The organism is Candidatus Chloroploca mongolica, assembly GCF_004762035.2.
Lineage (GTDB): Bacteria > Chloroflexota > Chloroflexia > Chloroflexales > Chloroflexaceae > Chloroploca > Chloroploca mongolica.
On the sequence record NZ_SIJK02000029.1, the window covers coordinates 1 to 25797 of the forward strand.

Sequence of the window (25797 nt, forward strand, 5' to 3'; positions counted from 1 at the left end):
CCGGTTGGTTGCGCATTTGTCCGAATCACCTCAAGAAATAAGCGAACGGTAAGTACAACGATATACGTGATCATATCAGATTGCACAAGGAAATGCAAGCACACATGTGTTGTTTCGATGCTTGGCATTGGTGCTCGGGTTGAGGGGGGGCCAACGACCATGCATCAGGCGCCGGCGGAACAACTTTCTGGAGTGGTACAGTGTTGGTGTGCTCCTGGTTTCCAAAATCGCCCCGCTTCCGCCGGTCGCCTGCATGCGGTGTTAGGCGCAGGCGCGGAGCAACTCTCGTTACGCTCGGTTGCGTCAGGCGGTATTGCTATTCCTTACTTTGCTAAATGAGAAAGAATCCTTGCATGTATGCTGCCCATATTCGGATACGGAAACACATGCCCCACGCCTTCAAGCCACAGCGCTTCTGCTCCCGGTATCAGTTCGGCCACCCTTTTACCGTGATCGATAGGAAATACCTTGTCGTCCGTTCCGTGAATGACAAGCGTCGGCACCTCAAGCATTCTCAAACTCTCGTAGCGTGAGCCGCTGACATCGCTCGCCGCCCGGTGTTGCAATAAGGCCTTGATGTTAAATCCTTTTCTCTTTCGCAGTTCGTATAAGACGACTTCCGCTGTCTCTTGTATATCTACTTCGATTCCAGCCATGACCATTTTCGCGATTCGTTCCTTGATAAGATTCTTCTCTCCTCCCATGAGGCGGTACTTTAAGATCGGCAAGCCCTGCGCAATCGACATGAAGAAATGCCGCGATGAGAGAATCGGGAACTGCGGGTCTCCCGCGTATCCGGATGTTGACATAAGCGTGAGCGAGGAAACCCGTTCGGGATTATGGACGGCGATTTCCTGGGCGACCATGCCGCCGAGCGACAAGCCGACCAGGTGTGCTTGATCCACATTGAGCGCATCAAGCACCGCGACAGCATCTTTCGCCATATCCGCAAGCGAGTACGGATGCTTGCTGTTCCAATGCTCCACCCAATCGGACATGCCCGTTCCGCGAAAGTCATAGCGGATGACACGATATCCGGCATCCACAAAAGCTCGCACGAACATGGGAGGCCACGCGATCGCATCGCCCGCCATCCCCGTGTTGAGGAGAACCACTCCTTGAGGTTCACCCGCGGGAGCAATACATTCATACCAAATCTGCAATCCGTCTGACGTAACAAAGCCTGCCTCGCCCCGGATAACCTGCGGCAATTCACTTTTCAAAACATTCTCAATGATCGCATCCGTATCGGACGGCAGTTTCGGCCCACCAAGAACGAGATATGTCGCAAGGGCAAGTAACAAAACGAGAAAAAATATAAGAAAATACATCACGATCCCTTTGGGACTTTTCAACATGTTCGCGGCCTATCCACGATCCTGGTCGGTGCTACGCCGCTTCTCCGCAGTCTAGACCCAATACCTTGCAAAGTAAGGCGGTTGTTTTGACCCAACGGCGCAACGTTTTTCGCGTAGGTGCGCAACCCTTCGCGCCTTCGCGCCTTCGCGTGAGCTTCTTTGAAACGTATTGAGTCTAGACCCTTTTCACCAGGTGCGCCACCCCCGCGGGATGGACGCGACTGAGGTGAGCGCCTTCTTTACGCACCTTGGCGGATGAGTGGGTAGGTGGATACGCGCACAGTGTGCGGCGGTGGGAAGCCACCTACGATGATCAATAATGAAGATTCACGGAGGCGGTTGCTATGTCTCTCAATCTTTCCCAGTGGTTTGAGCTTGTTGGGAGTGCGGGTGCATTCATCGTTGAGGAAGCAAGGTAACTGGCCAATGACCACATTCGCATACACGAAAATGAGGTAGCGCTGATCAACAGCGAAGCACCGAAGGACTTTAGGGTTCCAGGTGTAGCATAATCTTGAGTCACCGTCGAGGTTCTCCTTCCGTACCGGTACCATCCTGGCCGATATTGCTGAACGTGTCGGTTATAAAGTTCAGAGCATTGATCTCTTTAGAACGCGCCTCGCCACCGTCACCAAAGAATGGATCAGAGAAGAGGTAGTTGTCCTTTCACCCCTCATCCCCACGCACAACCTCACTCTCCTTCACCTTCCCGCTCACTAGCGGGACGCGCAGTGAGAAGAGGAAGCCCACCAGGATGTGCTGTAGGTTGAGCAGCAGAAAAAGCCCCGAGAGCGTCAGGGCTTGTTCGGCGGTGTAGCCGTACGGGAGCAGGATGGCGATCAGGACGGCGTCGCGGACGCCGACGCCCGCAATTGAGATTGGGAGCACTTGCAAGACGGCGACGAGGGCGGAAGCGCCGACGACGACGTAGAGGGGAACACGATCAAGGCCAAGCGCGAGAAAAAGCAACCAGAGCCGGATAAAGGTGAAGGTCGCTGAGATGAGGCTGGCGATGGTGACGGCGACGATCAGTTGTGGGCTCAGTGAGAGGTGCTGTAATTGGTCGTTCCAGCGTTCGAGGCTGGCCGTGAAACGCGGTGCAATGCGCGGCAAGACGCTTGTCAAGACCCATTCGCGTGGTTTGCGGGCCAGCAGGAAGATCGTTAGGGTGACGAGCCCGAGGCCCATCAGGATGACGAGCGCTAGTTGCAGTTCGCGACTCGGCAGCAGTTGCCCCAGGGCAAAGATGCCGAGTGTGGCGAGTGCGGCCATGATCAGCAGGTCAAAGAGGCGATCCAGCACAACACTCAGCATTGCCGGGGCGACCGGTTGCCCGCGCTCGCCGAGATAGACTGCCTTGAGCAGATCGCCTGCTTGCCCTGGCGTTGTTGCGCCATAAAAGAGGCCGACGGTGTAGACCAGGCATGCCTCGGAGAGCTTGAGCGTCAGCCCCATCTCGCGCAAGAGCCGTACCCATCGCCACGATTTGATGATGACAAAGGGTGGCATCAGGGCAAGCGAGAGCAGGATCGGCCAGAGTTGCGCTTCACGTAGGGTCAACCAGAGCTTGCCAAGGTCCGCGTTGATCAGAAAGATGATCAGCAGGGTCGGTCCGAGCAAGCGGAGGAGCAATGATAGGTTTTTTTTCATATGTGTATGAAGGTTACCGTTCGTGACGTTGAAAACGCAAAGCAGCAAGTTGTTCTGCTAACAGGCCAAAGAGAAAGATGATGATGCTGCCGACAAAGAGCAACAGGGCTGAGTTGGGAATGTAGAGACCCCGCGCTGGCTCCAACAGAAACATGTTGAGCAGCCACGAAAGAAGGCCAAGACTAAACATGAGCACGGCCACCGGAAAGTAGACTCGCAAGGGGGCAAAGAGCGAGATGATGCGCAGGATGATGAGGCCAAAACGGATGCCGTTGCGCATGAGTTTTTGCCCGCTCTGGCCGCCGCCACGTCGTTTGCCTTCGATGGTGACGAAGCCGACCCCGTGCCCGCCTTTGAGCAAAGCGAGGGTGCTTGTCGTGGGATACGAGTAGCGATTGGGCAAGAGGTGGATGTATTCCATGATGATTTCGCGGCGCATGGCTCGATAGCCGCTGGTCAGGTCGCGCACTTCGGTCTCAACGAGATAGCCACCAAGCGCATCAAGCGCCCGGTTGCCCAGTCGCCGCGGCAGGCTGTCGCCCTGCGTGTCGCGGGTACGTGCGCCGACAACCATATCGTAGCCATCGGCAATGCCGTCGAGGATCGCCGGGATATAGCGCGGGTCCATCTGACCGTCGGCATCCATCAAGAGCACAACGTCGCCGGTGGCTCGCCGGATGCCTGTTTTCACCGCCGCGCCGTTGCCCCGGTTGGCCGGGTGCCGCTCGACCCGGGCACCCGCCGCTGCCGCCGCCGCGCCGGTCGCATCAGTGGAAGCGTCGTCTACCACCAGGATTTCGGCGTCGGGCAACGCATCACGTACGCGCTCGACGACCGCCGCGATGCCATGCGCTTCGTTATAAGCCGGCATTACGACCGTCACCGTAAAGGGGTAGCTTTGCCCCGTGCTATTCAAGACCTGCATCACTCACCTTCACACTCAGTCGGCGGGCATCGTAGCTCGTTGGGTTTACCTGGAGCGGAATAAAGGTCGGGGCTGAGAGACGGATTTCAAGCTCGTGCGCGCCATGCAGTTCGGCGGGCACGGCCAGGCGATAGACACGCCATGCCCCGGCCTCGACCGGGATGGTCACCTCGGTACTGCCAAGTTGCACGCGCAGTGGCGTAACCCCCTCGATGCCTCCAGCCATCCGCAGGTGGACGACATCACTCTCTTGCAACGGCTCAGGTAGGGGCAGGATAAGGCGTCCCTCGGCTTCAAGCCAGCGATAGGTCTGGGGCGGGCTTGTGTCGGTCGAAGGGAGGGTTTCGCCAAACGAAAAGCCTTCGAGATAGCCGATGTCAAGCCCGTTCCCCAGGCGCAGACTGGTCAAGGGGGCCGGTTCTAGCCATGCCAGGCCGAGTTTTTGCACATCCTCGCCGGCACGTACTTCTGCATCTGTAAAGAGTTCCGCCGCCAATTCAAGGTCGCCCCGCGCCCGCGCCAGCGCCGCACGGACAACGTCGCCGCGATGGGTGTGGCGCTCACTCAAGACGTTCCACCCTTGCTCGTAGTCGCCCAGCGCAAGATAGAGCCGCGCTAACTCGAGGCGTCCATCCACAAAATTCGGGTCAGTTGCCATCATCTGCTCGTAGGCCGCAATTGCTCTGGCATAATCGCCGTCTGCCTGGGCGCGCACCGCAGACGCCCGATGGCGTTCACGCTCGAGCCCACGACTGATAATCTGCGGATAGTCGCGATAGGTCACCACGAGCACGACAAAGCTCAGGCAGAGCAAGGCGCCTGCACCAAACCAGGGTGTACGCAGGTAGGCACGCGCTTCGGTGCGCGCCGCGGGCGCATCACGCCGGAGCCGTGCGAACCACAGGGCGAGCGTGCCCAGCGCCGCCGCTCCATACAACGCCATAAAGAGCCAGAGCGGCAAGAGGTAACGCGGTTCAACGTGGATCAGCATGACAGTTAGGCAGGAGTAGGCGGCCCATCCCAGCGCAATCAAGCGAAAGCCGCCTTCGTGTGGGCGACTCGTGACGGCAAAGAGGCTCGCCGCACAAAACGTCAACCAGATGAGGTCGCCGACCAGGCCAAGCAGCGCCATTTCACGGACAGGGCGCGAGAAGAAGCTGACCTTGACAAAAAAATCCTCAACAAACTGCGCCTTCCAGATATGGGTGAAATGGGGCCAGGCATTGCGCACCAGGCGCAGCGGATCATCGCGCAAGATCTCCCTGATCTCTGCGCTGGCAAAGGGCTGCCGTTCGCCCTGCGCCATACCGGCCAGGACGCTCTTGCCGCCATCAATGCGTTCGTCTTGCAACGAGAGCCACAGATTGATCGGCCCAGTCGTATCAATCATGATCATCTGCCCATAGGTCAGATAGTTTCTCGCCGTCCACGGGATAATCAGACTCGCAAAGGGAATGAGCAGCGCCAGGGCTGTCACCGCCAGCCGACCTGCCCAGAGAGACAACGGACCTCCCTTGCCCCGCCAGATTTCGACGGCAAGAAAGAGCAGGCTAAAGACAACGCTGTAAAGCGCAGGCGAACGGGTCAGCGCACAATAGCCAAGCACCAATCCCGCACCCACCAGCCAGAACCAGGCTCGCCGCGCACCTGCATGATACGCGTCGCGCCAGCGCACCAGCATCCAGCAGTGCATCGTCAGGGTAAAGAAAAAGAGCGGCTCGCTCTGGATCAGTGAGGGAAGTTCGACCAGGGGCCACCAGATCGTCAAGATGCCGGCAAAGATGAGACCGGCCGGACGGTGAAAGAGTCGGCGCGCCAGATCGTAGCCCAGGGGAATCAAGAGCAACGAGAAGCCGACGTGAACCACGCGAATCAATTGCGTTGTCAGAGCAAGATCGCCCATCCAGAGCGACAGCTTCATGACTGCCGCAAAAAAGAAAATATGCCCCGGCGGGCGGATCAGCCATGAATTATCCAGATACTCGCCGGTTGTGGCGAGGCGCAAGGCCCGTTGGTAATAGTCGCCATCGTCCGAGGCCGAAAAGCGGGGATCGAGCGGACTGAGATTGATAAACCAGATCCGCAAGGCTAGCCCGATCAAGACCATCACGATCAAAGCGATCGTCACCGGTTCAATGCGAGGAATCGTCAGACCACGCGCACGCGCTTGCTGGGTAGACCGGGGGCTTTCTGATGAAACTGTTGTCGACGAACTCTGCATATCTCTCTGAACCCTGACCCTTGACGAAAGCGCACATGTTTACACTCTGAAGCCCAGGTGCTTATGGTTTTCAAGAATGAAATCAGGTAGTGCCGACTTCAGTCGGCTGAGCCGGAAGCCGACTGAAGTCGGCACTACACCATTCACCCTGGCAGCCGTCACAACCGATAGAGACGATAGCGTTCGGTCTGTGCAATCAGGGCGGCTTCCGGGTTATCTAAGGGCGGGGGACCCTGTGCGGCATCCCAGAGCAAATAGGTTGCACCGGCAGCACGCGCCGCGTCAAGTTCTGCGGCAGTAATGCCGGTCTGGATGGCCTCTGCCGACGGCCATTCTATCACCTGATGCGCGATCGCCGAATACTTGGCTATTGGCAAACGCGCTGGCACATTGCCCGCCAACATCGCATCAGCAGGGACGTGAGCCTGCACCATCTGGATCGCTGCGATCTCATCGGCAGGCTGAAGATCCAGCACATAACGCACGCCGGCTCCATACCCTCCCCATAGTACCATACTCAGGAAGAGCGCTGCACCAACGAGGAGGCGACCGTTGCCAACCACACGCCCGAGCAACCATCCGGCGGCGACGGCATAGAGTGCGGTCAGTGGCAGAAAGAAGCGCGGCAAGAGAAAACCCGTACTGACTGTGACGACATAGAGCCCAATCAGCGTCAGGAGGCCCCCAACTTTTCCCCCACCCTGAGGCACATCAGGTGAGGCCGACACACCAGTAATCCGGTACCAGACAGGAGTGAGGAACTGACAGAGAGCGCCCGCGACCAGAGCAAGCCAGACGAGCAGGCCGCTGAGCGCAAGCCAATTGGCGGGAAAGCCGAGCAGGCGCAACTGGATCGCACGGCCAAACTCGCTCGTATCCTCGGCCCCACTGCCCAGATAACCGACGATATTGTTGGCCCAGTTGCCAAAAAAGCGTGGTGGATCGCGCAAAATCAACTCGGCCAACCCAATCTCATTCGGCGCTTCGTCCCAACGGCCCCAGTCAATATTGCCATAGACGGCCAACCAGACATTCTTGGCCTGCTGATTGTAGAGCGGTTGGCCGGTCTGGATGGTGTTGATGAGGATCTGAGGACTGATGGTAATGAGGAACGCAATAAGAAAAACGATCAGACCACGGAAGCGCCGGGTTTGTTTGGGGTTGGTTAGGGCCACAGTTCCCAGCAGCAGCAAGCCCCAGGGCAAGAGGAGCAACCCCGGATGGCGCATGAGAAAGGCGAGACCGCCCGCAACCCCCGCCAGCACAAGCAGCAACGTGGCCTGCCGCGGAGGGCGCAACTCCTGCAGACCGGCGATCAGCGCCGCGACACAGAGCACGAAGCACGCCGCAAAAGGCATATCCGTACCGATATAGAGTCCATACTGCGCCACGGTGCCGCTGAGCGCGAGCATCATCAGGGCGACCAGTGCCGGCCCTGATGCAAGCATGCTTCGTGCAAGCCAGTAGCCAGCGCTCAACAGCATTGCCCCGCTGGCCGCACTGATCAGGCGACCGGCAAGAAATGCATTGTCGAAGGTCAACGGACGCACCAGCCAGAGCAGAAGCGGATAGCCCAGATTGTAAAAACCATCGGCACGAAAAACCTGTTCGAGCGTCTCACGGGTCGCAAACGAACGAAAATCGTTTTCGACGCCGGGCCGCGAGAGCGTAAGATGCTGTTGCGCAGCCAGCAGGGTTGCGCCTGTCCAGATGGCGATCACCAGCGTGGGGGCAGCGACTGTGAGCACCCACGGCCAGCGTTGGACGAGCGTCGGGCCATCGCGGATCACCAACACCGCACCGAGCACACCAATGATCACCAGCGGCAACTCGCGCAGAGGAAAGGGATAGAAAGGTGGTTGAAGGCGGGTGAAGAAGAGCCAGAGCAACCCGTAGCCAATGATGCCGACAGCAACTAGCCGGGAACGATGGTGCCACCAGCGTTGCCCCATCGGTTGTGTTGGCGGCGCACAAACCCTGGTCACCAGCACGAGCAGCGCCCCAACGATCGCGCCATAGAGCACCTGGGCCGGATAGGGCATGATTGGGGGCGGGCCGACCTCGTAGTGGGCCGTATCAACGAGCACGCCAACCTCGCGCCCATCGGGCAAGCGAGTAACCGGTGCACGCAACTCGACAAAAAAATCGGTTGCCTTGAGCAAGCCACCAGCAACCGGAAGGGTCGCCTCTTGCCAGGTTTCGCCTGCAAAATATTGCACTGGTTCACCGCCACCATTGAGCCAGAGTTCCAGCGGAACTTCGCGCCCCGGTGGGCCACGAAAACGGATGGTCACTGTAGAAGGCAAGCCAGCCTGAGGAAAGCGCAGTGCCGACGAAGCACGAGACCAGCGGGCCGCGCCACTGCTACCATCAAGGTATGCTGGCACATCAGGGGTATCGGTCACCCGTTGCGCCTCGTGGAAACCCTGGACATAGGCAGCATCAAAGCCACCCACATCAACCAGATGGCGAACGGGAAACTGGCTCAACCCAGCGATCAGCAACGCACCAGCAAGCGCCGCGAGCAACACTGCACGCGCAACGCAAAGCCACATCTCAGGGATTCGCATCAGGTATTGGCGCTGACAGATCCACCTGGCGCACTTCCAGATCACCGGTGGGCGCAGAAACAAGGGCCTGGCTAATCCAGCCCGTGCCATCTAGGCTATTGATCGTCGAGCCCGACACAGCATCGTCAGCGAGGCGGATCAAATACCACTGACTATTGGCTGTGCGGGCAAGAAAAATGATCTCATCGCCAGGACTGACCCGCCCGATAGGCTGATTATCGGTATTCGGCACCGGGCGCACATTTGCTTCTTGCAGCACCGTACCGGTCAGTTCCGTGGCAAGATTGGGGAGAGCCGTAGGGCCAAGCACCGGCTCGACAGTTGGTTGGGCAAGCGTCGTCGGTTGGGGCACCACATACCCCGAGCCCGCAGCGGTACTATCTGTGGTGGTGGTAGGCAGAGCCGTCGGCAACGTAAACTGGGGAAACTCCGTCTCACCGGGAATAAACCGCCCGAAGCGTTCCAACTCAGCGCGCAGCGACGTGATCACACTGAAGCTAAGAATCAGTGCGACAATCATCAGGCCGGCGACGACCGCCGTCTTGATCAATTCAAGACCCTGGCCCCAAACGCTGCGGCGTCCCAGTTCATCGAGCACACTCTGGGCGGTTTCGGCGACCGACTCACCCCAGGTAGTACGCCCCTGATCGGTACGAGCCACCCGACGCAACTCGAGCATCGCGCGCATATCACTGACCTGCCCAAGCGCCTGCACAATGCTCCACCGTACATTGCTATTGGGATGCTGGAGGGCCTGGATCAGCGGGCCGCTGGTACGACCATCCCCAAGACGACCGGCGGCCTCGGCGGCACGATAGACAGTCAGCCAGGACTTATTAGGGCCAAGGGCATCGCAGATGGCGGGAACCGCAACGGGCCCGAGGGCGACCAGATCATTGACGGCACTGGCGTGACGCGGATGACTCGTATCGCCGAGCGCCACAATGAGATCGGCAAGTTCTTCACGAGGCACGGTAGAACGACCATCGTGCGAGGCACGTTGCTTGGCGCTGGTCGGCGCTGGTGAGCGGCGAGTCGTGCGCTCAGGGGGTTCCTTTGCAGCGGAAGCTTTTGGGGATCGGCCAGGATCACGCTGCACAGGCTTCTCTGTCGGCTCTTCACGCTCACTGGTCATAGTGAAGTTTTATCCTTTACCCAACATTCATAACGAGGAACGATAGCCGCGAGCAACTCGGCTGCGGCCTCATGCTTGGGGCGACGCTCAAGCGCGACCATCCCAAGATGATCAATCAACGTCAAAGCGATCGTCTCTTGTCCAATGCTCGTCACCGCATCATTGGCAACAATGAGGTCAAGGCGTTTGCGTTCAAGCTTGCTCTGGGCATTGGTCAGGAGGTCATCCGTCTCGGCGGCAAACCCAACCTTAAAGACGTGGTGTTGCTCGGCGAGACCGGCAAGCAAATCAGGGTTGGTGACGAGATCAAGGTGCATCCCGGTTGTATCGGGTTGCTTTTTGAGTTTATGCTCAGCTGCGACGGAGGGACGAAAATCAGCAACGGCAGCATTCATGATTAGGATATCGGCCTGGCCGATGACCTCGTGGAGCGCGGCCTGCATTTCGAGGGCCGTTTCAATCTGGACAGTCGTTAGAGCGGCAGGGGCTGGCAGCGCCGTCGGGCCACTGATCAGCGTAACGGTTGCCCCGAGATCGCGTGCATGGATAGCGAGGGCATAGCCCATCTGTCCCGAAGCGCGATTCGCCAGGTAGCGCACCGGATCAATTGGCTCACGAGTGCCTCCAGCGGTAACAACCACGTGTCGGCCACGGAGGGGGCCATTCTGTTGACCAAGGGTAGCACGAATCGTGCCTTCGAGGGTAGCCGGTTCAGGCAAACGGCCTTTGCCACTGACATCCTCGGCCATCCGCCCGACTTCAGGCTCAATCACGAGCACACCCCGCGCCCGCAGCGTCGCGAGATTCGCTTGGGTAGCTGGGTTGGCAAGCATCAACGGATTCATCGCGGGCGCAAGCAAGATGGGTGCGCTCGTTGCGAGCACCGTTGTGGTTAACAAATCATCACTCAAGCCGACAGCAAGACGAGCGATCGTATGAGCCGTAGCCGGAGCAATCACAACCAGATCAGCCTGAGCACCGAGGGCGATATGGCCGATCACACCATCTTCAGGCAAGGCCCACATATCAGTCAACACAGGATGGCCTGTCAAGGCCTGAAACGTCGCTGTACCAACAAAACGCTGTGCGGCGGGAGTCATGATTACATGAACATGAGCCCCGGCAAGGGTCAGATCACGGGCAAGTTGCACCACCTTGTAGGCCGCAATACTGCCACAGACCCCCAGAATAATGTTTTTGTTTTGCAAGACATCCATCAAAGCGCCTCATATGGCATACCAATGCATTGTATCATCAAGCTGTTGTGACGTAAAGTTTCGGCTTTCCCTCTTGAAACAGGACGCACACCGTAGTACAATGCTTTATAACAGCATCTTTGAACAACAGTGGTTTGGTTGTTCACCGTGCTGTCACACCACAATGGTGTGGTGTGTATTTTCAGGAAGTGACGAGCGATGATCGTCAATCGCAACAACAGCCCATTTCCCATTATCCTCTAATGTGTGACCGAGTCCCTGGGTACCATGGTATGGTACCGGGGGCTTTTCTGTTCGCACCCTGCGAACAGGCTGGAATTGTTCGCCCCCTTGAGTTAGGATGGAGGCCCCGATGGAACTGACAGTCAAGAGTCGCAGCGGCAAGATCACCGAGCGCCAGCACAGACACATCGAAGAGAAACTATCCAAACTGGGACGCTATATGGGCGCAATTACGAGCGCCACGGTTGAGGTTCATACTGAACAACACCGCAATGCCGGCGAAGTCAGTCGGGTGCAGGTAACACTCGTAGGTGAGCACGGGGTTATCCTGCGGGCCGAAGAAGAGGCGAGTGATCTCTACACCGCCGTGGATAAGGTTCAACAGGTATTGCAACGTCAGATCAAACGGTATAAAGAGAAATACTGGAGGCGTGAACGTACACGTCAACCCAGTGTCTTTCCATCCGAACTTGAGGCTGACATCCTGGTGGCTGAACTCGATACCGATCAAGACGATGTTCCGCCGCAACACGAAGTGATCCGCACGAAACAACTCACGCTTCGTCCAATGTTTACGGACGACGCGATTGAACAGATGGAGTTGCTGGGCCACAATTTCTTTGTCTTCCACGACGCCGATTCGCAGCGACTGAGTGTGCTGTATCGTCGGCGTGATGGTAACTATGGCATGATCGTACCTGATCCTGTCTAAGCTTTCAGGTGGTTGAAGATGACAAAACGGCCAGCAGAGCTGGCCGTTTTGTCATCTTCAACCTAGCTACGCGACAGCGACGATCAAGGCCATAAAGGCGCAAAAACCAAGGACGAGAATGATTAACTGGGCATAGCCAAGCACCAGGCCAACCACGGCTAGCCCGTCGCCACCAATACGCCCGCCCGACTGACGGATCTCGCTGCGGCCTAGATGCCCAAAGATGATCGCGGCAATCGAGCCAATCACCGGCAAGATGATCCAACTGATCACCCCCATGATGACACTGATCACGGCTAACTGGCTATTGGGAATGACCGCAGGCGCATACCCCTCAGAAACCTGGGGTTGATATGGTGCAGGTGGTTGTTGTTGATATGTATATGGATCAGGCTGAGTCGGCTGGTATGGCGTTGTTATCGGGGTGACCCGCGAAGGCTGATCCACCTGCAGTTGTTGCTGGGTCAACTGTGCGCCACAGTTATAACAAAAGCGCTGGCCCTCGGCACTTTCTGCTCCACACTGTGAACAAATCATCGCATTCTCCAGAACATCTTCAGCAATTGTGCTACGGATTATACGCTACGCTGGGGGCAACAGTTGCACGAGACCCCTACGCATTGACGAGGGTACGCGTCAGCAAGCCAATATCGGCGGCGGTCACGAGTGCTTCGCCGACGAGAACGGCATCAACCCCGTAGCTCTGCACCTGGCGAACATGTTCGGGGGTAAAGATGCCGCTTTCACTGACGAGGATTGGGCGGTCAGGGCCCCCGGGCAGATGCTGGGCTAGGCTTTCAGTCGTGCCTAGGTCGATGACAAAGGTGTGCAGGTTCCGGTTGTTGACCCCGATCACCCTTGCTCCGACGGCCAGCGCACGCTTGAGTTCTTGCTCGGTGTGAACTTCAACCAGCGCCGTCATGCCAAGGATCGTCGTCAGAGCGTGGAGCTCAAGCAGCATGGCATCGTCGAGCGCCCCGGCGATCAAAAGCAACGCATCGGCCCCATATGCGCGTGCCTCGTAGATCTGGTAGGGGTCAATGATGAAGTCTTTGCGCAAGAGGGGTGGGATGCCAGGGAGTTTACGGATACCCTCAAGGAATTTCAGGCTCCCTTGAAAAAAACGATTATCCGTTAGCACCGAAATCGCGGCTGCGCCCGCATCACGGTAGATCTGCGCCAGCGCAAGGTGATCAAACGGTTCAAGCAAGACACCCCGACTAGGCGAGGCTTTTTTAACCTCGGCGATCAAGGCCGTCCCATGGGCACGACGCAACGCCAGCGCAAAGTCGCGTGGTTTCGGCGCACGGGCAATGCGTGCGCCCAGTGCGGTCATCGATACTTTGGCCTGCTGGCGGGCCACTTCGACGGCTTTATGCGCCAGGATCGTATCTAGAATCGTCTCTTGGGCCATACCTTACCCTTTCCTCTTCTTGTCAGTATGCAGCCTGTGCAAGGCCTTCAGATCGGCGAGCACCATGATTTCGTCACCAGGAACGACCGATCGTTCTGGGGTGGGAAGTTGCGTCAGCTGTCCATTGTGTTGCAGCGCAATCACGAGCAGGTTGTCTTGCTCGCGAATTGCTCCGATGGTACGTTGTCCCAGTGTGCTGTCAGCATCGATCACAATGGTCTGACTGGCAAAGATGCGTTCGCCAAGATCAACCGCATGATCAATCTCGCGTGAAATGGCAGCGGCAGCAAGCGTTGGTGCCGCCAGGGCCGAGGTGCTATAGACCGTATTGATCCCAAAGAGTCCTGAGAGTCGTTCGGCGAGCACATCACTAAAGACCCGTAAGACCAGATGCACCTCAGGTCGGAGCGAACGGGCGACCATGCCAATCTGCAGATTGGCGAGGTCGTCACCAACAACAGCAGCGACCGCATAGGCATCAGCAATGCCAGCCTTTTCGAGGACGGCTGCCTCACGTGCATCGCCACGTAGAACGCGTACGCCACCTGCTTCAAGATCCTCGATCTGCCAACGTGGCGTATCGGGCTTGCAGATCGCCACGAGATTTGGCCGAGGTTTCATCGGCAAAAGCAACCGAATGATTGCCGAGCCAACTTTTCCCATCCCGCACACAATGACGGTATTGGGGCGCGGTTCATCATGGACAGGTTGCATCTGGGCACTCAGAAAGCTCAACTTGCTATCAGTCCGGTTGGCGAGACGTACTCGTTCAAGGGCATCCAGGCTGCCTAGCAGCAAGATGCGATCATTGCCTTCGATCCGGGTCATAAATGTGCAGCGCCGCTCGTATCGCTTGGCGTCACGTAGCCGCAAGACTCGTACCCCGTAAGCTTGCTCAATCGCGCCAACAAAACCGGTCAGATCACTCTCGCCCGCCACCGTCACTTCCGAGAGGGCAAGGGGTCCTCCTGGTAGATGAAAGACATGCATGATTGCCTCGCTGACGGCGGCCGCAGCCAGGGTCGGTGCTGCCAGCGCTGATGAACTAAAAGCAGTATTGCGTCCAATTGTCAGCTCAAGATGCTGATCGAGTTGACGATTGAAGATCCGCATGACTGTCTGCAAGCCGGGGCATTTGCGGCGAGCAGCGAGCGCGATTTCAACATTCAGCAGGTCATCATTGATTGCTGCGATCAGGCTGTGTGCGCGAGCGAGCCCGGCCTGCGTCAATACCTCTGGCTCACGTGCGTCACCCACGATCAACGGTACTTTCAGTCGGCTCATAGTAATGGCAAATTCGCTGCCCATGTCATGATCAATCGCAACCACATCGTAGCCAACATCAAGGAGTTGCAACACCGTGCGATAACCGACTCGCCCGATACCACAGACAATCACGTGACCACTGAAGGTACTGGCGAGGGCTGTCTGCCATCCTTCGCGTCGCAGCCCCTTGTCAAAGAGCCGCTGGGCAAAATCGACCACACTCTGCAGTAGGAAGAAGAGCCCGAAGAGAGGAACGCCAAAGAAGATGAGCCTCCCGCCCAGATCGTTTGGAAAGTCGGTTGGAGCTTCAAACACAAGCAGCAGCAGCGTCGCATAGAGCGACGTCGCAAAGTCGCCATCTACCCCGCAGAATGCGCCAGATTCTACACACAGGCGAGGAAAATAGTCAAGCCGCAGATACAACGCACTCGCAAGCAACAGAACAACGAGGCTTGCCAGCGGCACCCACGCTTGCCGTAGCAGCATCCGCAGATCGTAAAAATTGGCACGCAAAAGTCGCCAGAGCGAATAGCTTCGTCGCCGCTGGCGTAGGCGCTCAAGCCGAATCTCGTCTTCCGACGCGTTGAGTGTGCTCATTGTGCAAACTCACACGAGTCAGTCGTGAAGCGTTGCATGGCTTACCGCAATGAGTCGTTCAAGGCGTTCGAGAGCGTAGCCCTCGTCAATACTGGCACGCGCCAGAGCGATCCCCTCTTTGAGCGAGGTAGCTTTATCGCCTGCGATCAAGGCTGCCGCTGCGTTGAGCAAGACCACATCGCGTCGCGGACCGGTATCGCTGCCCTCCAGAATGCCGCGTACAATCGCCGTATTGACCAGGACATCACCCCCACGCAGAGCCGCCTGGGGCGCACGGGCAAGACCTACATCTTCGGGTGTAAACTCGTATGAACTGATTGGATGCCCATGGCGGACTTCGACAATCAGATTGGTTCCGCTGAGGGTCAATTCGTCCATGCCGCCATCGCCATGCACAACAAGAGCATGGACGGTGTCAAGCCGGTCGAGGGTACGCGCCAATTTCTCGGCGAGGGGAACCGAAGCTGCGCCCAGCACCTGATGGCGGGCCTGAGCCGGGTTTGTCAACGGGCCAAGAATGTTAAAGGCCGTCCGAATTCCGATCTCGCGGCGGACTGGACCGGCAAAGCGCATTGCGGGATGAAAGGATGGCGCAAACATAAAGCCAATGCCTGCTTCACGCAAACAACGTGCGACTGCCGACGCATTCATCTCAATCCGCACCCCCAGAGCCTCCAGCACATCAGCGCTCCCACAGACGCTCGACATTGCCCGGTTGCCATGCTTGGCAACAGTCAACCCGGCACCAGCCACGACAAACGCAGCTGTTGTACTGATATTGAAACTGAGCGACCCATCACCGCCGGTGCCGCACGTATCAACCACAGGGCCGTCGGCAATCACTACCGTCGCCTTCCGCCGCATCACCTCCGCCATGCCCGCCAATTCCGCATCGGTTTCACCCTTCAAATGAAGGGCTGTCAACAGCGCCCCAATTTGCGCTGGGGTCGCCGAGCCAGCCATGATCGTCTCCATCACTTCAGCCGCCTGATGCTGACTCAAATCCCGGCCCGCAACGACCGCCACAATCGCCTCACGAATCTCCAAGATCTTCTCCCTCTACCCACCAATTACTCTTGACACCTGGTTGGCCAGGATGGGCATAATTGTTGCTACATCGCTGTGCAGCACAGCATCAGCCATGCCATCAAGATACGTGGCCTCAAGATTCACTATCACCAGACGGGCCTTGCGTCGCAGGGCAATCAAAGGTAGATCGCACGCAGGTGCGACCTCAAGCGATGTTCCGGCGACCAGGACAAGATCGCATTCTTCCAGTGCTTTCTGGGCCAACCAGAAGATACCCTGCGGCAGTGGCTCATCAAAGAGCACCACATTGGGCTTGAAAGCCCCCCCGCAACCGCATCGCGGGGCAACGCCGCGCCTGATCTCGCCAAGCAAAGAAGTCATCGGCACCTGGCGATCACAGTCCTGACACGTCGCCTGACGCAGATGGCCGTGCAATTCATAGACCTTGCGCGAGCCACCTGCCTGGTGCAGGCCATCAATATTCTGGGTGATCACCGCATGAATCTTGCCAACACGTTCGAGTTCGGCAAGCGCAAGATGGGCAGGATTCGGCTGAGCCGCAAGCATTGGCTCAAGCAAGTTTTGGAGCCACGCGTAAAAGCGATCGGGATTACGCCGAAACGCTCGTAGCGACGCAACTTCCACAGGATCATACGAGGCCCACACCCCATCGTCACTGCGAAAATCAGGAATCCCGGAAGGGCGACTGTACCCGGCCCCGGTCAACACAACAATTCGTTGCGCCTGGGCAACCAGTTCGCACGCCCGCTCAAGCATCTGGTTCATCCCCTTCCTCCTCTCCATAACTTTCTACAGTATACAGCGCCCCTCATGATGCTGCAATGAACTCAATACCTTCCTGGAAGCGTTAGCGCCTGAGCACAAAATAACTACTCACCTCATCGCGAAAACGCAATTCCCAAGCTGGCTGTTCCTCGGCCCACTCAACCAGGGCTGCCTGCTGTTCGTTACTGAGCAACAGACCGTCAATCTGGTACGCTTCAATCAAGGGCTCGACCTTCGTTCCAGCGGTAAGACGTTGATAGTCAAGCCATTGCTCAAGAGGGTACAGTTCGATCCGTGGATCGGCCCACACTTTCTGTTCGGGTGCAGCCCAGATCAGGTAGCTCCCATAGCCCATATCATGAAAAAGCCGCTCAGGACTCTGGGGATCCTGGCGGAGGAAAGCAACTGCATCAACTGGTGTCTCAGGCGCAAGCAATGAGCCCACTTCGGGAGGAAGGTCAAGCCAGGGTTTGACCCAAGGCAAAGCAAGCACGAGCAAGAGACTGATCAAACCAACGAGCATGGCATTGACCATCGGCAGCCCTTGATACGGCGGACGCGGCGGCACCTCGGCGGAACGCCAGGCCGCCAGTTGCCGTGCCAACAAGGGGCTCACAACGGCGACAAACCAGATATTATTGCGCCCCGCCCCCAGCGCTAGCCAGAGAAAGGCACCCGCGAGCAGCATATCCACCGGATCAGGCCGAGTATGCGCATACGCAAGAATGACAATGCCCGCCATCACAAAGAGAAAAAAGATCGCCCCATTAAGATCGCGTGTTGTGGGTGGTGCCCATTCAGTGACCAGTTGCGTCACCTGCGAACTGCTCAGCAGATTGCCTACATACCCGAGCACCTGGAAGCCGCCAGGATTGATCAGCCAACTCAGCCCGGTCAAGCTGCCGATGATGATCAGTTGCACGAGGGGTGGACGCAAAGGTGCGGTACTATCCCGCCGCCGTGCCTGCCGTCGCTCGATCCAACGGCGCAAAACCTCTCCCACAAAAATGAGCCCGATCAATGCACCACCAAGCACAAATGAACCGTGGATATTCACCCAGATGATCCCCAGTAGGGGCAACAGCAGGAGCGGCGGCCAGAGCCATTGTTGTCGTCGTGGCTCGTGAGGGTCACGCCAGACCGTCAACACATAGAGATAGATGATAAAGATGACCAGGGCATAACTCTGCGGACGTACCAGCCAGTTGTCAAATGAAGCAGGCAACGTACCAAGCAAAAGCACCCCCACACTCAAGCGAAGGTGCCCGCTCTGCCTGATCGCAAGACGCAGCAAGAGCCCGTAGGCAAACGCAAGCAGGAGCGCCTGCACGAAAATGATCAGCGGAGCGCCCCCGACCGAAAAGAGCAGATACATCCCAACTTGAGCCAGCCAGCTCTGATTATAAAAAGGTTGCCCAGCCTGGGTATACGAAAAACTATCGACCGTTGGAATCGTCCCAGTGGCAACAATCACGCGCCCGGTCGCCATATGCCACCAGAAATCGTGGGGTTGGATTGGCGTCAACAGAACTCTGAGCGCAATAAACGCGACGCCGGCAAAAAGCCAGACGTGATCAAGGCTCACGCCACGCTGACCAGGTTGTCCTCTCTGCATGCTCTTCACCATATCCACCACTACATCAACCACCCTGATCAATCAACGGCGGCGCCAGACTTCACTTGTGTCATCCTGAAAACTGCGTTCCCATGTCGGCAACGTCGCAAGCGTTGCGGCCAGCCCTGCCTGGCGGGTCTGATGAAGGAGCACACACCTAACGTCGTGGTCATCAAGAAACGCCGCCACGCCACGCCCGGCACTCACCTCGATATAGGTTTGCCAGAGCTCAAAGGGAAAAAGCTCAATCCGGGGATCGATAAAATGGAGATCCTGGGGATAGTGTGCCCAGGCCAAATATGAACCATAGCCCATTTCGTTGAAAAGCCGCCCATCGCACGGCTCGGTGCGCAGGTGTTCAGTTGCGGCCACGGGCGTATCGATGGTAAAGAGGAGGGGCGCGCCGGGTAGATCAACAAAAAGCGCTTGATAAGGCGCAGGCAACCCCAGATATGGTTTTGTCCAGGGTTGAACGGCAAGCACTGCGATCAACAAAAAGAGTACCACCGCCAGATTCGCGACCGAACCACCACCGCGTTCTTTGCGTGCTGGCAACCCGATGGTTCCAACAGTTGGCCTTATGGCCGCCAGACTCTGCGCCATAATCGGCATAGCGGCAAACCCGAACCAGACAACATAGCGTACCCCAAGAAAGCTCTGCCAGGCAAGGCCACACACCAGAAGCACCTCGGTGATGGTCGGGCGACGGCGTCCAAGCCCAAACGCGGCAAACAAGGCGAGCACACCGAGGTAAAAAGCGGCTCCGGCGAGATTCCGTGGTGTAGGCGATTGCCACTCAATGATCAACTCCTGACTGGCGGGATCATTCAACAAGGTCTGCACATACCTGAAAATGCCGAAGCCCAGCGGATTGATCAGCGTGGCAAGTAGCATTGCGCCAGTAACCAGATAGAGGGGACGAAGGCGATACCAGGCCAGCGCACGAGGTTGCCGCAAGAGGCGGCGCAACGTTTCGCCAACCACAAAAGCCCCGGCGAGCAACAGACCCATCACAAACGCACCGTGCGCATTTACCCAGAAGATCATCACCAGGGGCAGACTAATCAACCAGCGTGGCCCCATGCGGCCATCAACATAGCGTCCCAGTACAAACAAAGTAACGAGAAACGGCACCCATGACCAGTTCTGGGTTCGCGTGGTCAAATTATTGATCGTCATCGCCGCAGCAAAGAGGGCGGCCAAGGCGGCCAGACGCCACGACCCACTACGGGCATGGGTTTCATACGCGACCAGCGTATAGGCGGTTATGCCCAGCAGATTGCGCACAAAGATCACGAGCGGAAAGCCACCAAACGTATAGATTTGAAAAAAGAGCCACTCGCCGAGCCAACTCTGATAGATATACGGGGTTTCGGGAGGTACCCCCCAGGCAAAAAGATTCGTCGTGGGCAAGCCAGAGGTCGCGGTCAATTCACCAGCTTTGAGGTGCCACCAGAAATCGTTGGGGCTCGTCGGGGCAAGGCTGATAAAGACCGCAATCACACTGAGCGCCAACAGCACCCAGAGGTGATCCAGCCGCACGAGGGGCAACTGCCGTGTATGATCAGATGACGTAGGGGACACGAGGGTGATCCAGTCAGGTAAGAAACCAATACTCTCAGGCTATCGCTATTGGTTCGCTCAATCGTTATAATACCATTAGACGATAACGGGCGCATAGCCAGCGCACGTTGAACCGATACATAGAGGGATGGGCCTGTTATGCTCACCACAATTTCACCCACAAAACCAGTTGTCCTGCCTCATTTTGTGCTTGTCACCGACTGTACGGTCATTGTGCCAACCTACAATGAAGCCGAGAATATTGGGCAACTCATTCCACGCATTCTCGAGCATGACCGCTTCCGTGTGCTCGTGGTCGATGATGGTTCACCAGATGGCACCGGTGAACTGGTTGCAGAGATGGCGCACAACGAACCACGCATCGGGCTCTTGAGGCGCCCTGGCAAACTTGGCCTCGGCAGTGCGTACATTGCGGGTTTCCAACGGGCACTCGCTGAAGGTGCCGAGTTCATCTTTGAGATGGACGCCGATTTTTCACATGATCCCGGGTATTTGCCAGGCCTACTGGCGGCAGCCGAAGCAGGAGCTGATCTGGTGCTTGGTTCGCGCTATGTTGCCGGGGGTGGCACAACCGATTGGGGGCCTGGACGCCAACTGATCAGCCGTGGGGGCAACCTCTACGCTGGTTTGATTCTCGGCTTGCCGGTTGCTGACGCGACTGGGGGTTTTCGCTGTTACCGGCGTCAGGTACTCGAGCGCCTTGATCTGAGCCGCATCCGCTCGAATGGTTATGGCTTCCAAGTTGAAATGGTCTACCGTGTCTTGCAGGCCGGTTTCACCATCCGCGAAGTGCCGATCATCTTCCCCGACCGCAGGGTCGGGCGATCCAAAATGTCCCGCCGCATCGTCCTCGAAGCGTTGATCAATGTCTGGAAGTTGCGCTTTGGGCGCATCTAAGGAAGATCTATGTCAATCGAAGAGCTTATTCAGAAACTCGAAGGCACGCTGACAACTTATCGCGAAGACCAGGAACGCTCGCGGCGCGAACTCAGCGAAGTCGAGGTTCTGGTACGCCAGAGCACGATTGAGGTCGAAAAACTTGCCCAGCGCGAGTTGTCAGTCTCCAATCGCGTACGTGATCTCGAAGTCAACCTTGAACGTTACAGCAAAGACGAGATCAAGAACTTTTACACCACCTCCCAGGAAGTGCAGATGCGTTTGCAGATCATGCGGGGGCAACTGGAACAGATCCAGAGTCGGCGTGATATGCTACGGACGCAACAGGGTCAAATCGCAAATGTGGTTGGATTGCTCAGCGATCTCCTCGAAGCCATGCAGACCGGAGGCTTCTCGGCTGACGCACAGAACCAGAACGGTCTGGACACCGAAGCGATGATTGCCAATATCATTCAATCACAAGAGAGTGAACGGCTACGCCTTTCCCTTCAGATGCACGATGGGCCAGCCCAATCAATGAGCAACCTGGTACTGCGCGCTGAAATTTGCTATCGCCTGATTGATCATGATCTCGAACAGGCTCGTTCTGAACTCAACGCACTCAAGAACGCGATCAATACAACGCTGCAAGATACCCGGAAGCTCATCTTTGATTTGCGCCCAATGACCCTCGATGACCTTGGCCTGGTACCGACGGTGCGGCGTTATACAACGCAGTTCAGTGAAAAGAATAAGCTCGAGGTAAATCTGATGATCCAGAACCTTGAACAACGCTTGCCGAATCACTATGAAGTAATGATCTTTCGCTTCATCCAGGAGGCCCTCAATAATGTGGCTCGTCACGCCAATGCCAATCAGGTGCGCGTCTTGCTCGATGGCTCTGGGCATACGTTGCAGATCATCATCGAAGATGATGGTCAGGGCTTTCACGTGAGTGATACGCTGGAACATGCCCGTGCACGTCGCTGCATGGGCATTGCCAATATGCGCCAACAGGCCGAAGTGTTGCTGCGCGGCGAGTTTGGCATTGAGAGCGCGATAAACCGGGGAACTAGAGTGGCGGCTAATATACCCTTACCCTGACTGATGATGACGTAGTCTATTAGACTACGTCATCACTTCTGGCAGTACCCTGAGTTGACAGGACTTTCAGACTATTGCAGATGAGCCCGGGTAAACTTATACTAAGTATGTGATGACAACCCGCAAGGGAATACTTCAAACAGGGGGGAGGTGACAGACATGCTACGCAGCTTTTTCGCGAAAGAAGAGGGCCAGGGCCTCGTTGAGTACGCACTTATTCTTGTGCTTATTGCTATTGTTGTTATTGGTATCCTGACAGTGCTCGGCGGAAGGGTTAATCAGGTTTTCTCAGAAATCAATAGTGGCCTCGCGCCTAAGTAGGTAGGTGATGGCCTACACAGTGCCAAAGGGTTAAAGCTCTTTGGTGGGTATGTATCGTGATACGCCCCTCGGTTCTCGAGGGGCGTTTTGCGTATTCGCTTGAGGGACGGTTCATCAACCAGCTTCGCTGGTTGATGAACCGTCCCTCAAGCAATGTTGAGAGCTGTGTGCATAAGGTGAGCGCAAGATCTTTGCAAAAGGTGTATAATTCGCACTGCCCGTTATTTGATTAGTACAACAATTGCTCACGTGTGCAGGAACTCGATGGTATGATAACGCTGATCCTCTACAATGGCCCGATTTACACGCTTGACCCGGCTGTGCCAGTGGCTCAGGCACTCGCGGTGCGTGACGGACGGATCGTTGCGCTTGGCACCGAACGTCAGGTTCAGGAGATGGTGGCGACAGCTGGCGGGACCCACGAATTACTTGACCTCGCCGGTCGGGCGGTTGTGCCTGGACTCACCGATGCCCATGTCCATATTACCTGGCAGGGCTTTACCAGTCGTGAAGCCAATCTGGCCGGTATTGCTACGCTTGAGATGGCCTTGGAGGTGGTGGCTCAGCGGGATGCTCGGTTGCCTCAGGGGGCCTGGCTGCGCGGCGGTGGGTGGGATCACGTGCTCTGGGGGGAGCGTTGGCCAACCCGAGAGGATCTCGACCGGGTTTGCCCACACCGCCCGGTGATCCTGCTGCGCAAAGATTGCCATTCGGCCTGGGTCAATCGTCGCGCGCTCGAACTCGCAGGCGTTACCGCCGCAACGCCAGATCCTGCGGGCGGCCAGATTATGCGTGACCGCGATGGTGAACCAACCGGTATTCTGGTTGACACAGCGATGGATCTCGTACGTGCGGTTGAGCCGCCCCTCAGTGAGCAAGACCGGCTCACTGCGCTGCAAGCGGCTTTCGATGAAGCCGTGAGCTATGGGATCACCAGCATCCATGTGCCTCCGGGCACTGATCCTACTGATGCATCGACCACCTTACGTGATCTGCAGACGATGCGCCAGCGGGGCAAGTTGAGTGTGCGTTGTCTGGTTTATATGGCTCAGCCCGATCTCGACGCCGCGATTGCCCTCGGGTTGCGCAGTGGCTTTGGCGATGCCTGGCTCCGCCTTGGCGGACTCAAGCTCTTTGCCGATGGTTCACTTGGCTCGCAGAGTGCTGAGATGCTGAGGCCGTATGAGGGCACGAGCAGTACGGGCCTGGCGATGATGCCACCCGAGGTGCTTGAGGCAACGATCAGGCGGGCAAATGCCCACGGGATCAGCGTTGCTGTGCATGCAATTGGTGATGCCGCCAATCGTAAGGTGCTTGATGCTATCGAACGGGCGATGCACGACCGCCAGGCCCAGCCTGCGGCCTTCCCAGCCATGACGTTGCCGAACCGGATTGAGCATGTCCAGGTGCTGCATCCCGCTGATGTACCTCGGCTCGGGCAACTCGGGATCATTGCCTCGATGCAGCCGATCCACTGTACCAGCGATATCACCGCTGCCTCGCGGCTCTGGGGGGGCGAGCGCTCTCGCTTTGCGTATGCCTGGCGCAGTATCCAGGCCAGTGGCGCAACGCTCGCCTTTGGCTCCGATGCGCCCGTTGAGACGATGAATCCGTGGTCGGGCATCCACGCTGCGGTGACGCGGCAGCGCCCCGATGGTACCCCGGCAGACGGTTGGTATGCCGAGCAATGCCTGACGGTCGAAGAAGCCCTGCGTGCCTATTGTTATGGGCCAGCGGTGGCAAGTGCGGAAACTGCATTGAAAGGGTCACTGACCCCCGGTAAACTGGCCGATCTTGTTGTGTTGACCGGTGATCCCTTGCAGTGCCGTGCTGATGAACTTGGAGCGATAACGGCAGCGATGACGCTTGTTGATGGACAGGTGGTGTTTGAGCGTTCGTCATCAGGTGTATGAGGAAAGGAGCAGGCGAAGGCTTGATCTTCGTCGGTAGGTATGTACAAGAATAAAGCCTTTATCGCTGTTTCAAGTGGACACTTTGTGGTTGATGTACTCAATAGTACGGGTGCCGTGTTGCTCGCTGTGCTCAAAGAGCCACTCGGGTTGAGTTATGCGCAGATCGGAACAGCTCTGGCGATCTATCTGCTCATTGGTTCACTGTCACAGCCATTGTTTGGCTGGCTTTCCGACAAGGCCCCGGGCCATACGATGCTGCTCGCGGCCGTCAGTGTCGCCTGGATGGCTTTCTTCTTTACGCTGGTCGCCCTTGCCCCAACCTGGACATGGCTTCTGCCCGTTTTTCTCCTTGCTGCCCTTGGGAGTGGCCTCTTTCATCCGATTGGTACCGCAGCTTCGTCAGTGGCGGTGCCTGACCGTGCGGCTAGTGCAACGTCGATCTTCTTCTTTTCAGGCCAGGTCGGCCTCGCAGTGGGGCCTTTTCTCGCCGGTATTCTCGCCGGTCGCTTTGGCGCGATCGGGTTGCTCCCGTTGACCGCAATTGCCGTTATCCCCATCGGCCTCTTGCTCGCTTCGGCCCGTACGCAAACCAAGGGAGAACCACGCCACAAGCCGAAAGCATCTGCTCACCAGACGGCACGTACCTGGACATTGCTTGGGGTTGTGTTGATTGCAGCCTTTGTCTTGCTGGTCGCAGTGCGCTCGTCGATCCAGGCAGTCTATCAGGCTTATCTGCCGCAACTCTTCCAGGGGCGCGGTTGGGAACCAGCCCTCTTTGGGTTGCTGGCCGGTGTTTTTATGGCTGCCGGGGCCGTCGGGCAGATCCTCAACGGGATGCTCGCGGATCGTCACGGGATGCGCGTGGCGATTGTCGGCCCGTTGCTTTTGAGTGTGCCGGTTGGTCTGCTCTGTCTCTTGACCCCGTCGATTGCGGTTGCGTTTATCGCGTGTGCAGGCGCAGGTTTGCTGATTGGTGGCCAGCATAGTGTGCTCGTGGTGCATGCCCAGCGGATGTTGCCCGTCCAACGAGGTTTTGCTGCCGGGCTGATCCTTGGGTTTACCTTTGCCAGCGGGGCCATCGGCACCTGGGTGGCGGGGCAACTCGCAAACCAGGTTGGCATGCAGACGGTGATGGTATGGGCGACGTTGCTGGGCTTGCCAGCGGCCCTGCTTGCGCTGGCAATGCCTGGGACACCGCGTGTCGTCAGGGAAGTGGCAGCACCTGCATCAGCAGCCGATTAGTCTGTTTGACGCAAAGGCGCAGAGGCGCGAAGGTTTGAGG

At 57.4% G+C, this 25797-nt stretch carries 20 protein-coding genes; 6 read left to right on the forward strand and 14 right to left on the reverse strand.

The window, feature by feature from the left end:
- Positions 1–323: 323 nt before the first annotated feature.
- The 7 genes from EYB53_RS15610 to coaBC all read right to left on the reverse strand — a co-directional run bounded on the left by EYB53_RS15610 (position 324) and on the right by coaBC (position 11076).
- Entirely contained in the window at positions 324–1358 is a 1035-nt protein-coding gene (locus tag EYB53_RS15610) for an alpha/beta fold hydrolase (protein WP_135479361.1), read from the reverse strand.
- A gap of 666 nt (positions 1359–2024) precedes the next feature.
- Positions 2025–3008, reverse strand: a complete 984-nt coding sequence (locus tag EYB53_RS15615) for a lysylphosphatidylglycerol synthase transmembrane domain-containing protein (protein WP_135479362.1) — start codon at positions 3006–3008, stop codon at positions 2025–2027.
- 13 nt (positions 3009–3021) lie between these two features.
- Entirely contained in the window at positions 3022–3933 is a 912-nt protein-coding gene (locus EYB53_RS15620) for a glycosyltransferase family 2 protein (RefSeq protein ID WP_097653201.1), read from the reverse strand.
- On the reverse strand, positions 3917–6154 hold the full coding sequence (locus EYB53_RS15625) for a tetratricopeptide repeat protein (protein ID WP_254151097.1): 2238 nt from the start codon (positions 6152–6154) through the stop codon (positions 3917–3919). Before EYB53_RS15625 ends, EYB53_RS15620 begins: the two co-directional genes overlap by 17 nt.
- Positions 6155–6312: 158 nt before the next feature.
- Positions 6313–8709 (reverse strand): glycosyltransferase family 39 protein, encoded by a 2397-nt coding sequence (locus EYB53_RS15630; protein WP_135479363.1) that lies wholly within the window; start codon positions 8707–8709, stop codon positions 6313–6315.
- A 1-nt stretch (position 8710) separates the two neighbouring features.
- Complete coding sequence (locus tag EYB53_RS15635) at positions 8711–9859, reverse strand: HEAT repeat domain-containing protein (RefSeq protein ID WP_135479364.1); 1149 nt, start codon at positions 9857–9859, stop codon at positions 8711–8713.
- Positions 9856–11076: a bifunctional phosphopantothenoylcysteine decarboxylase/phosphopantothenate--cysteine ligase CoaBC gene (gene coaBC / locus EYB53_RS15640; protein WP_135479365.1), complete on the reverse strand. Its 1221-nt coding sequence runs from the start codon at positions 11074–11076 to the stop codon at positions 9856–9858. The genes EYB53_RS15635 and coaBC overlap by 4 nt, the downstream gene beginning before the upstream one ends.
- Before the next feature lie 352 nt (positions 11077–11428).
- Here coaBC and hpf point away from each other — a divergent pair, with 352 nt between their 5' ends.
- Positions 11429–12010 (forward strand): ribosome hibernation-promoting factor, HPF/YfiA family, encoded by a 582-nt coding sequence (gene hpf, locus EYB53_RS15645; protein ID WP_097653208.1) that lies wholly within the window; start codon positions 11429–11431, stop codon positions 12008–12010.
- 66 nt (positions 12011–12076) lie between these two features.
- On the opposite strand, the gene EYB53_RS15650 is transcribed toward hpf, so the two are convergent.
- The 7 genes from EYB53_RS15650 to EYB53_RS15680 all read right to left on the reverse strand — a co-directional run bounded on the left by EYB53_RS15650 (position 12077) and on the right by EYB53_RS15680 (position 20301).
- Entirely contained in the window at positions 12077–12547 is a 471-nt protein-coding gene (locus EYB53_RS15650) for a DUF4190 domain-containing protein (protein WP_135479366.1), read from the reverse strand.
- Between the two features lie 76 nt (positions 12548–12623).
- Entirely contained in the window at positions 12624–13424 is an 801-nt protein-coding gene (gene trpC / locus EYB53_RS15655; RefSeq protein WP_135479367.1) for an indole-3-glycerol phosphate synthase TrpC, read from the reverse strand.
- Positions 13425–13427: 3 nt separating this feature from the next.
- Entirely contained in the window at positions 13428–15287 is a 1860-nt protein-coding gene (locus tag EYB53_RS15660; RefSeq protein ID WP_135479368.1) for an NAD-binding protein, read from the reverse strand.
- Positions 15288–15305: 18 nt separating this feature from the next.
- Positions 15306–16334, reverse strand: a complete 1029-nt coding sequence (gene trpD, locus EYB53_RS15665) for an anthranilate phosphoribosyltransferase (RefSeq protein ID WP_135479369.1) — start codon at positions 16332–16334, stop codon at positions 15306–15308.
- Between the two features lie 12 nt (positions 16335–16346).
- Positions 16347–17102 (reverse strand): SIR2 family NAD-dependent protein deacylase, encoded by a 756-nt coding sequence (locus EYB53_RS15670; protein ID WP_135479370.1) that lies wholly within the window; start codon positions 17100–17102, stop codon positions 16347–16349.
- Positions 17103–17184: 82 nt separating this feature from the next.
- The gene (locus tag EYB53_RS15675) at positions 17185–18717 is read right to left on the reverse strand and encodes a hypothetical protein (RefSeq protein ID WP_135479371.1); all 1533 of its coding nucleotides are present in this window, start codon (positions 18715–18717) and stop codon (positions 17185–17187) included.
- 42 nt (positions 18718–18759) lie between these two features.
- Positions 18760–20301, reverse strand: coding sequence for a hypothetical protein (locus tag EYB53_RS15680; RefSeq protein ID WP_135479372.1), 1542 nt, complete (start codon positions 20299–20301; stop codon positions 18760–18762).
- 138 nt (positions 20302–20439) lie between these two features.
- On the opposite strand from EYB53_RS15680, the gene EYB53_RS15685 reads away from it, so the two are divergent.
- From EYB53_RS15685 to EYB53_RS15705, 5 genes are all read left to right on the forward strand, one after another.
- Positions 20440–21198 carry a polyprenol monophosphomannose synthase gene (locus tag EYB53_RS15685; RefSeq protein ID WP_135479373.1) on the forward strand — a complete coding sequence of 253 codons (759 nt, stop codon included), beginning with the start codon at positions 20440–20442 and terminating at the stop codon, positions 21196–21198.
- Between the two features lie 9 nt (positions 21199–21207).
- Complete coding sequence (locus EYB53_RS15690) at positions 21208–22281, forward strand: sensor histidine kinase (protein ID WP_135479374.1); 1074 nt, start codon at positions 21208–21210, stop codon at positions 22279–22281.
- A 159-nt stretch (positions 22282–22440) separates the two neighbouring features.
- Entirely contained in the window at positions 22441–22602 is a 162-nt protein-coding gene (locus EYB53_RS15695; RefSeq protein WP_135479375.1) for a Flp family type IVb pilin, read from the forward strand.
- Between the two features lie 269 nt (positions 22603–22871).
- Positions 22872–24515, forward strand: coding sequence for an amidohydrolase (locus tag EYB53_RS15700; RefSeq protein WP_135479376.1), 1644 nt, complete (start codon positions 22872–22874; stop codon positions 24513–24515).
- Positions 24516–24554: 39 nt separating this feature from the next.
- A complete protein-coding gene (locus EYB53_RS15705; protein WP_135479377.1) occupies positions 24555–25757 on the forward strand; it encodes an MFS transporter in 1203 nt (400 codons plus the stop codon).
- Positions 25758–25797: the final 40 nt, after the last annotated feature.

What these genes read in the sequence shown, in the direction of transcription:
- hpf (WP_097653208.1), top strand. Translation starts at nt 11,429, where the DNA reads ATGGAACTGACAGTCAAGAGTCGCAGCGGCAAGATCACCGAGCGCCAG.
- trpC (WP_135479367.1), bottom strand. Translation starts at nt 13,424, where the DNA reads ATGGCCCAAGAGACGATTCTAGATACGATCCTGGCGCATAAAGCCGTC.
- EYB53_RS15635 (WP_135479364.1), bottom strand. Translation starts at nt 9,859, where the DNA reads ATGACCAGTGAGCGTGAAGAGCCGACAGAGAAGCCTGTGCAGCGTGAT.
- EYB53_RS15690 (WP_135479374.1), top strand. Translation starts at nt 21,208, where the DNA reads ATGTCAATCGAAGAGCTTATTCAGAAACTCGAAGGCACGCTGACAACT.
- EYB53_RS15660 (WP_135479368.1), bottom strand. Translation starts at nt 15,287, where the DNA reads ATGAGCACACTCAACGCGTCGGAAGACGAGATTCGGCTTGAGCGCCTA.
- EYB53_RS15675 (WP_135479371.1), bottom strand. Translation starts at nt 18,717, where the DNA reads ATGCAGAGAGGACAACCTGGTCAGCGTGGCGTGAGCCTTGATCACGTC.
- EYB53_RS15625 (WP_254151097.1), bottom strand. Translation starts at nt 6,154, where the DNA reads ATGCAGAGTTCGTCGACAACAGTTTCATCAGAAAGCCCCCGGTCTACC.
- EYB53_RS15650 (WP_135479366.1), bottom strand. Translation starts at nt 12,547, where the DNA reads ATGATTTGTTCACAGTGTGGAGCAGAAAGTGCCGAGGGCCAGCGCTTT.
- EYB53_RS15615 (WP_135479362.1), bottom strand. Translation starts at nt 3,008, where the DNA reads ATGAAAAAAAACCTATCATTGCTCCTCCGCTTGCTCGGACCGACCCTG.
- EYB53_RS15695 (WP_135479375.1), top strand. Translation starts at nt 22,441, where the DNA reads ATGCTACGCAGCTTTTTCGCGAAAGAAGAGGGCCAGGGCCTCGTTGAG.
- EYB53_RS15700 (WP_135479376.1), top strand. Translation starts at nt 22,872, where the DNA reads ATGATAACGCTGATCCTCTACAATGGCCCGATTTACACGCTTGACCCG.
- EYB53_RS15620 (WP_097653201.1), bottom strand. Translation starts at nt 3,933, where the DNA reads ATGCAGGTCTTGAATAGCACGGGGCAAAGCTACCCCTTTACGGTGACG.
- EYB53_RS15685 (WP_135479373.1), top strand. Translation starts at nt 20,440, where the DNA reads ATGCTCACCACAATTTCACCCACAAAACCAGTTGTCCTGCCTCATTTT.
- EYB53_RS15670 (WP_135479370.1), bottom strand. Translation starts at nt 17,102, where the DNA reads ATGAACCAGATGCTTGAGCGGGCGTGCGAACTGGTTGCCCAGGCGCAA.
- coaBC (WP_135479365.1), bottom strand. Translation starts at nt 11,076, where the DNA reads ATGGATGTCTTGCAAAACAAAAACATTATTCTGGGGGTCTGTGGCAGT.
- EYB53_RS15610 (WP_135479361.1), bottom strand. Translation starts at nt 1,358, where the DNA reads ATGTTGAAAAGTCCCAAAGGGATCGTGATGTATTTTCTTATATTTTTT.
- EYB53_RS15705 (WP_135479377.1), top strand. Translation starts at nt 24,555, where the DNA reads ATGTACAAGAATAAAGCCTTTATCGCTGTTTCAAGTGGACACTTTGTG.
- EYB53_RS15630 (WP_135479363.1), bottom strand. Translation starts at nt 8,709, where the DNA reads ATGTGGCTTTGCGTTGCGCGTGCAGTGTTGCTCGCGGCGCTTGCTGGT.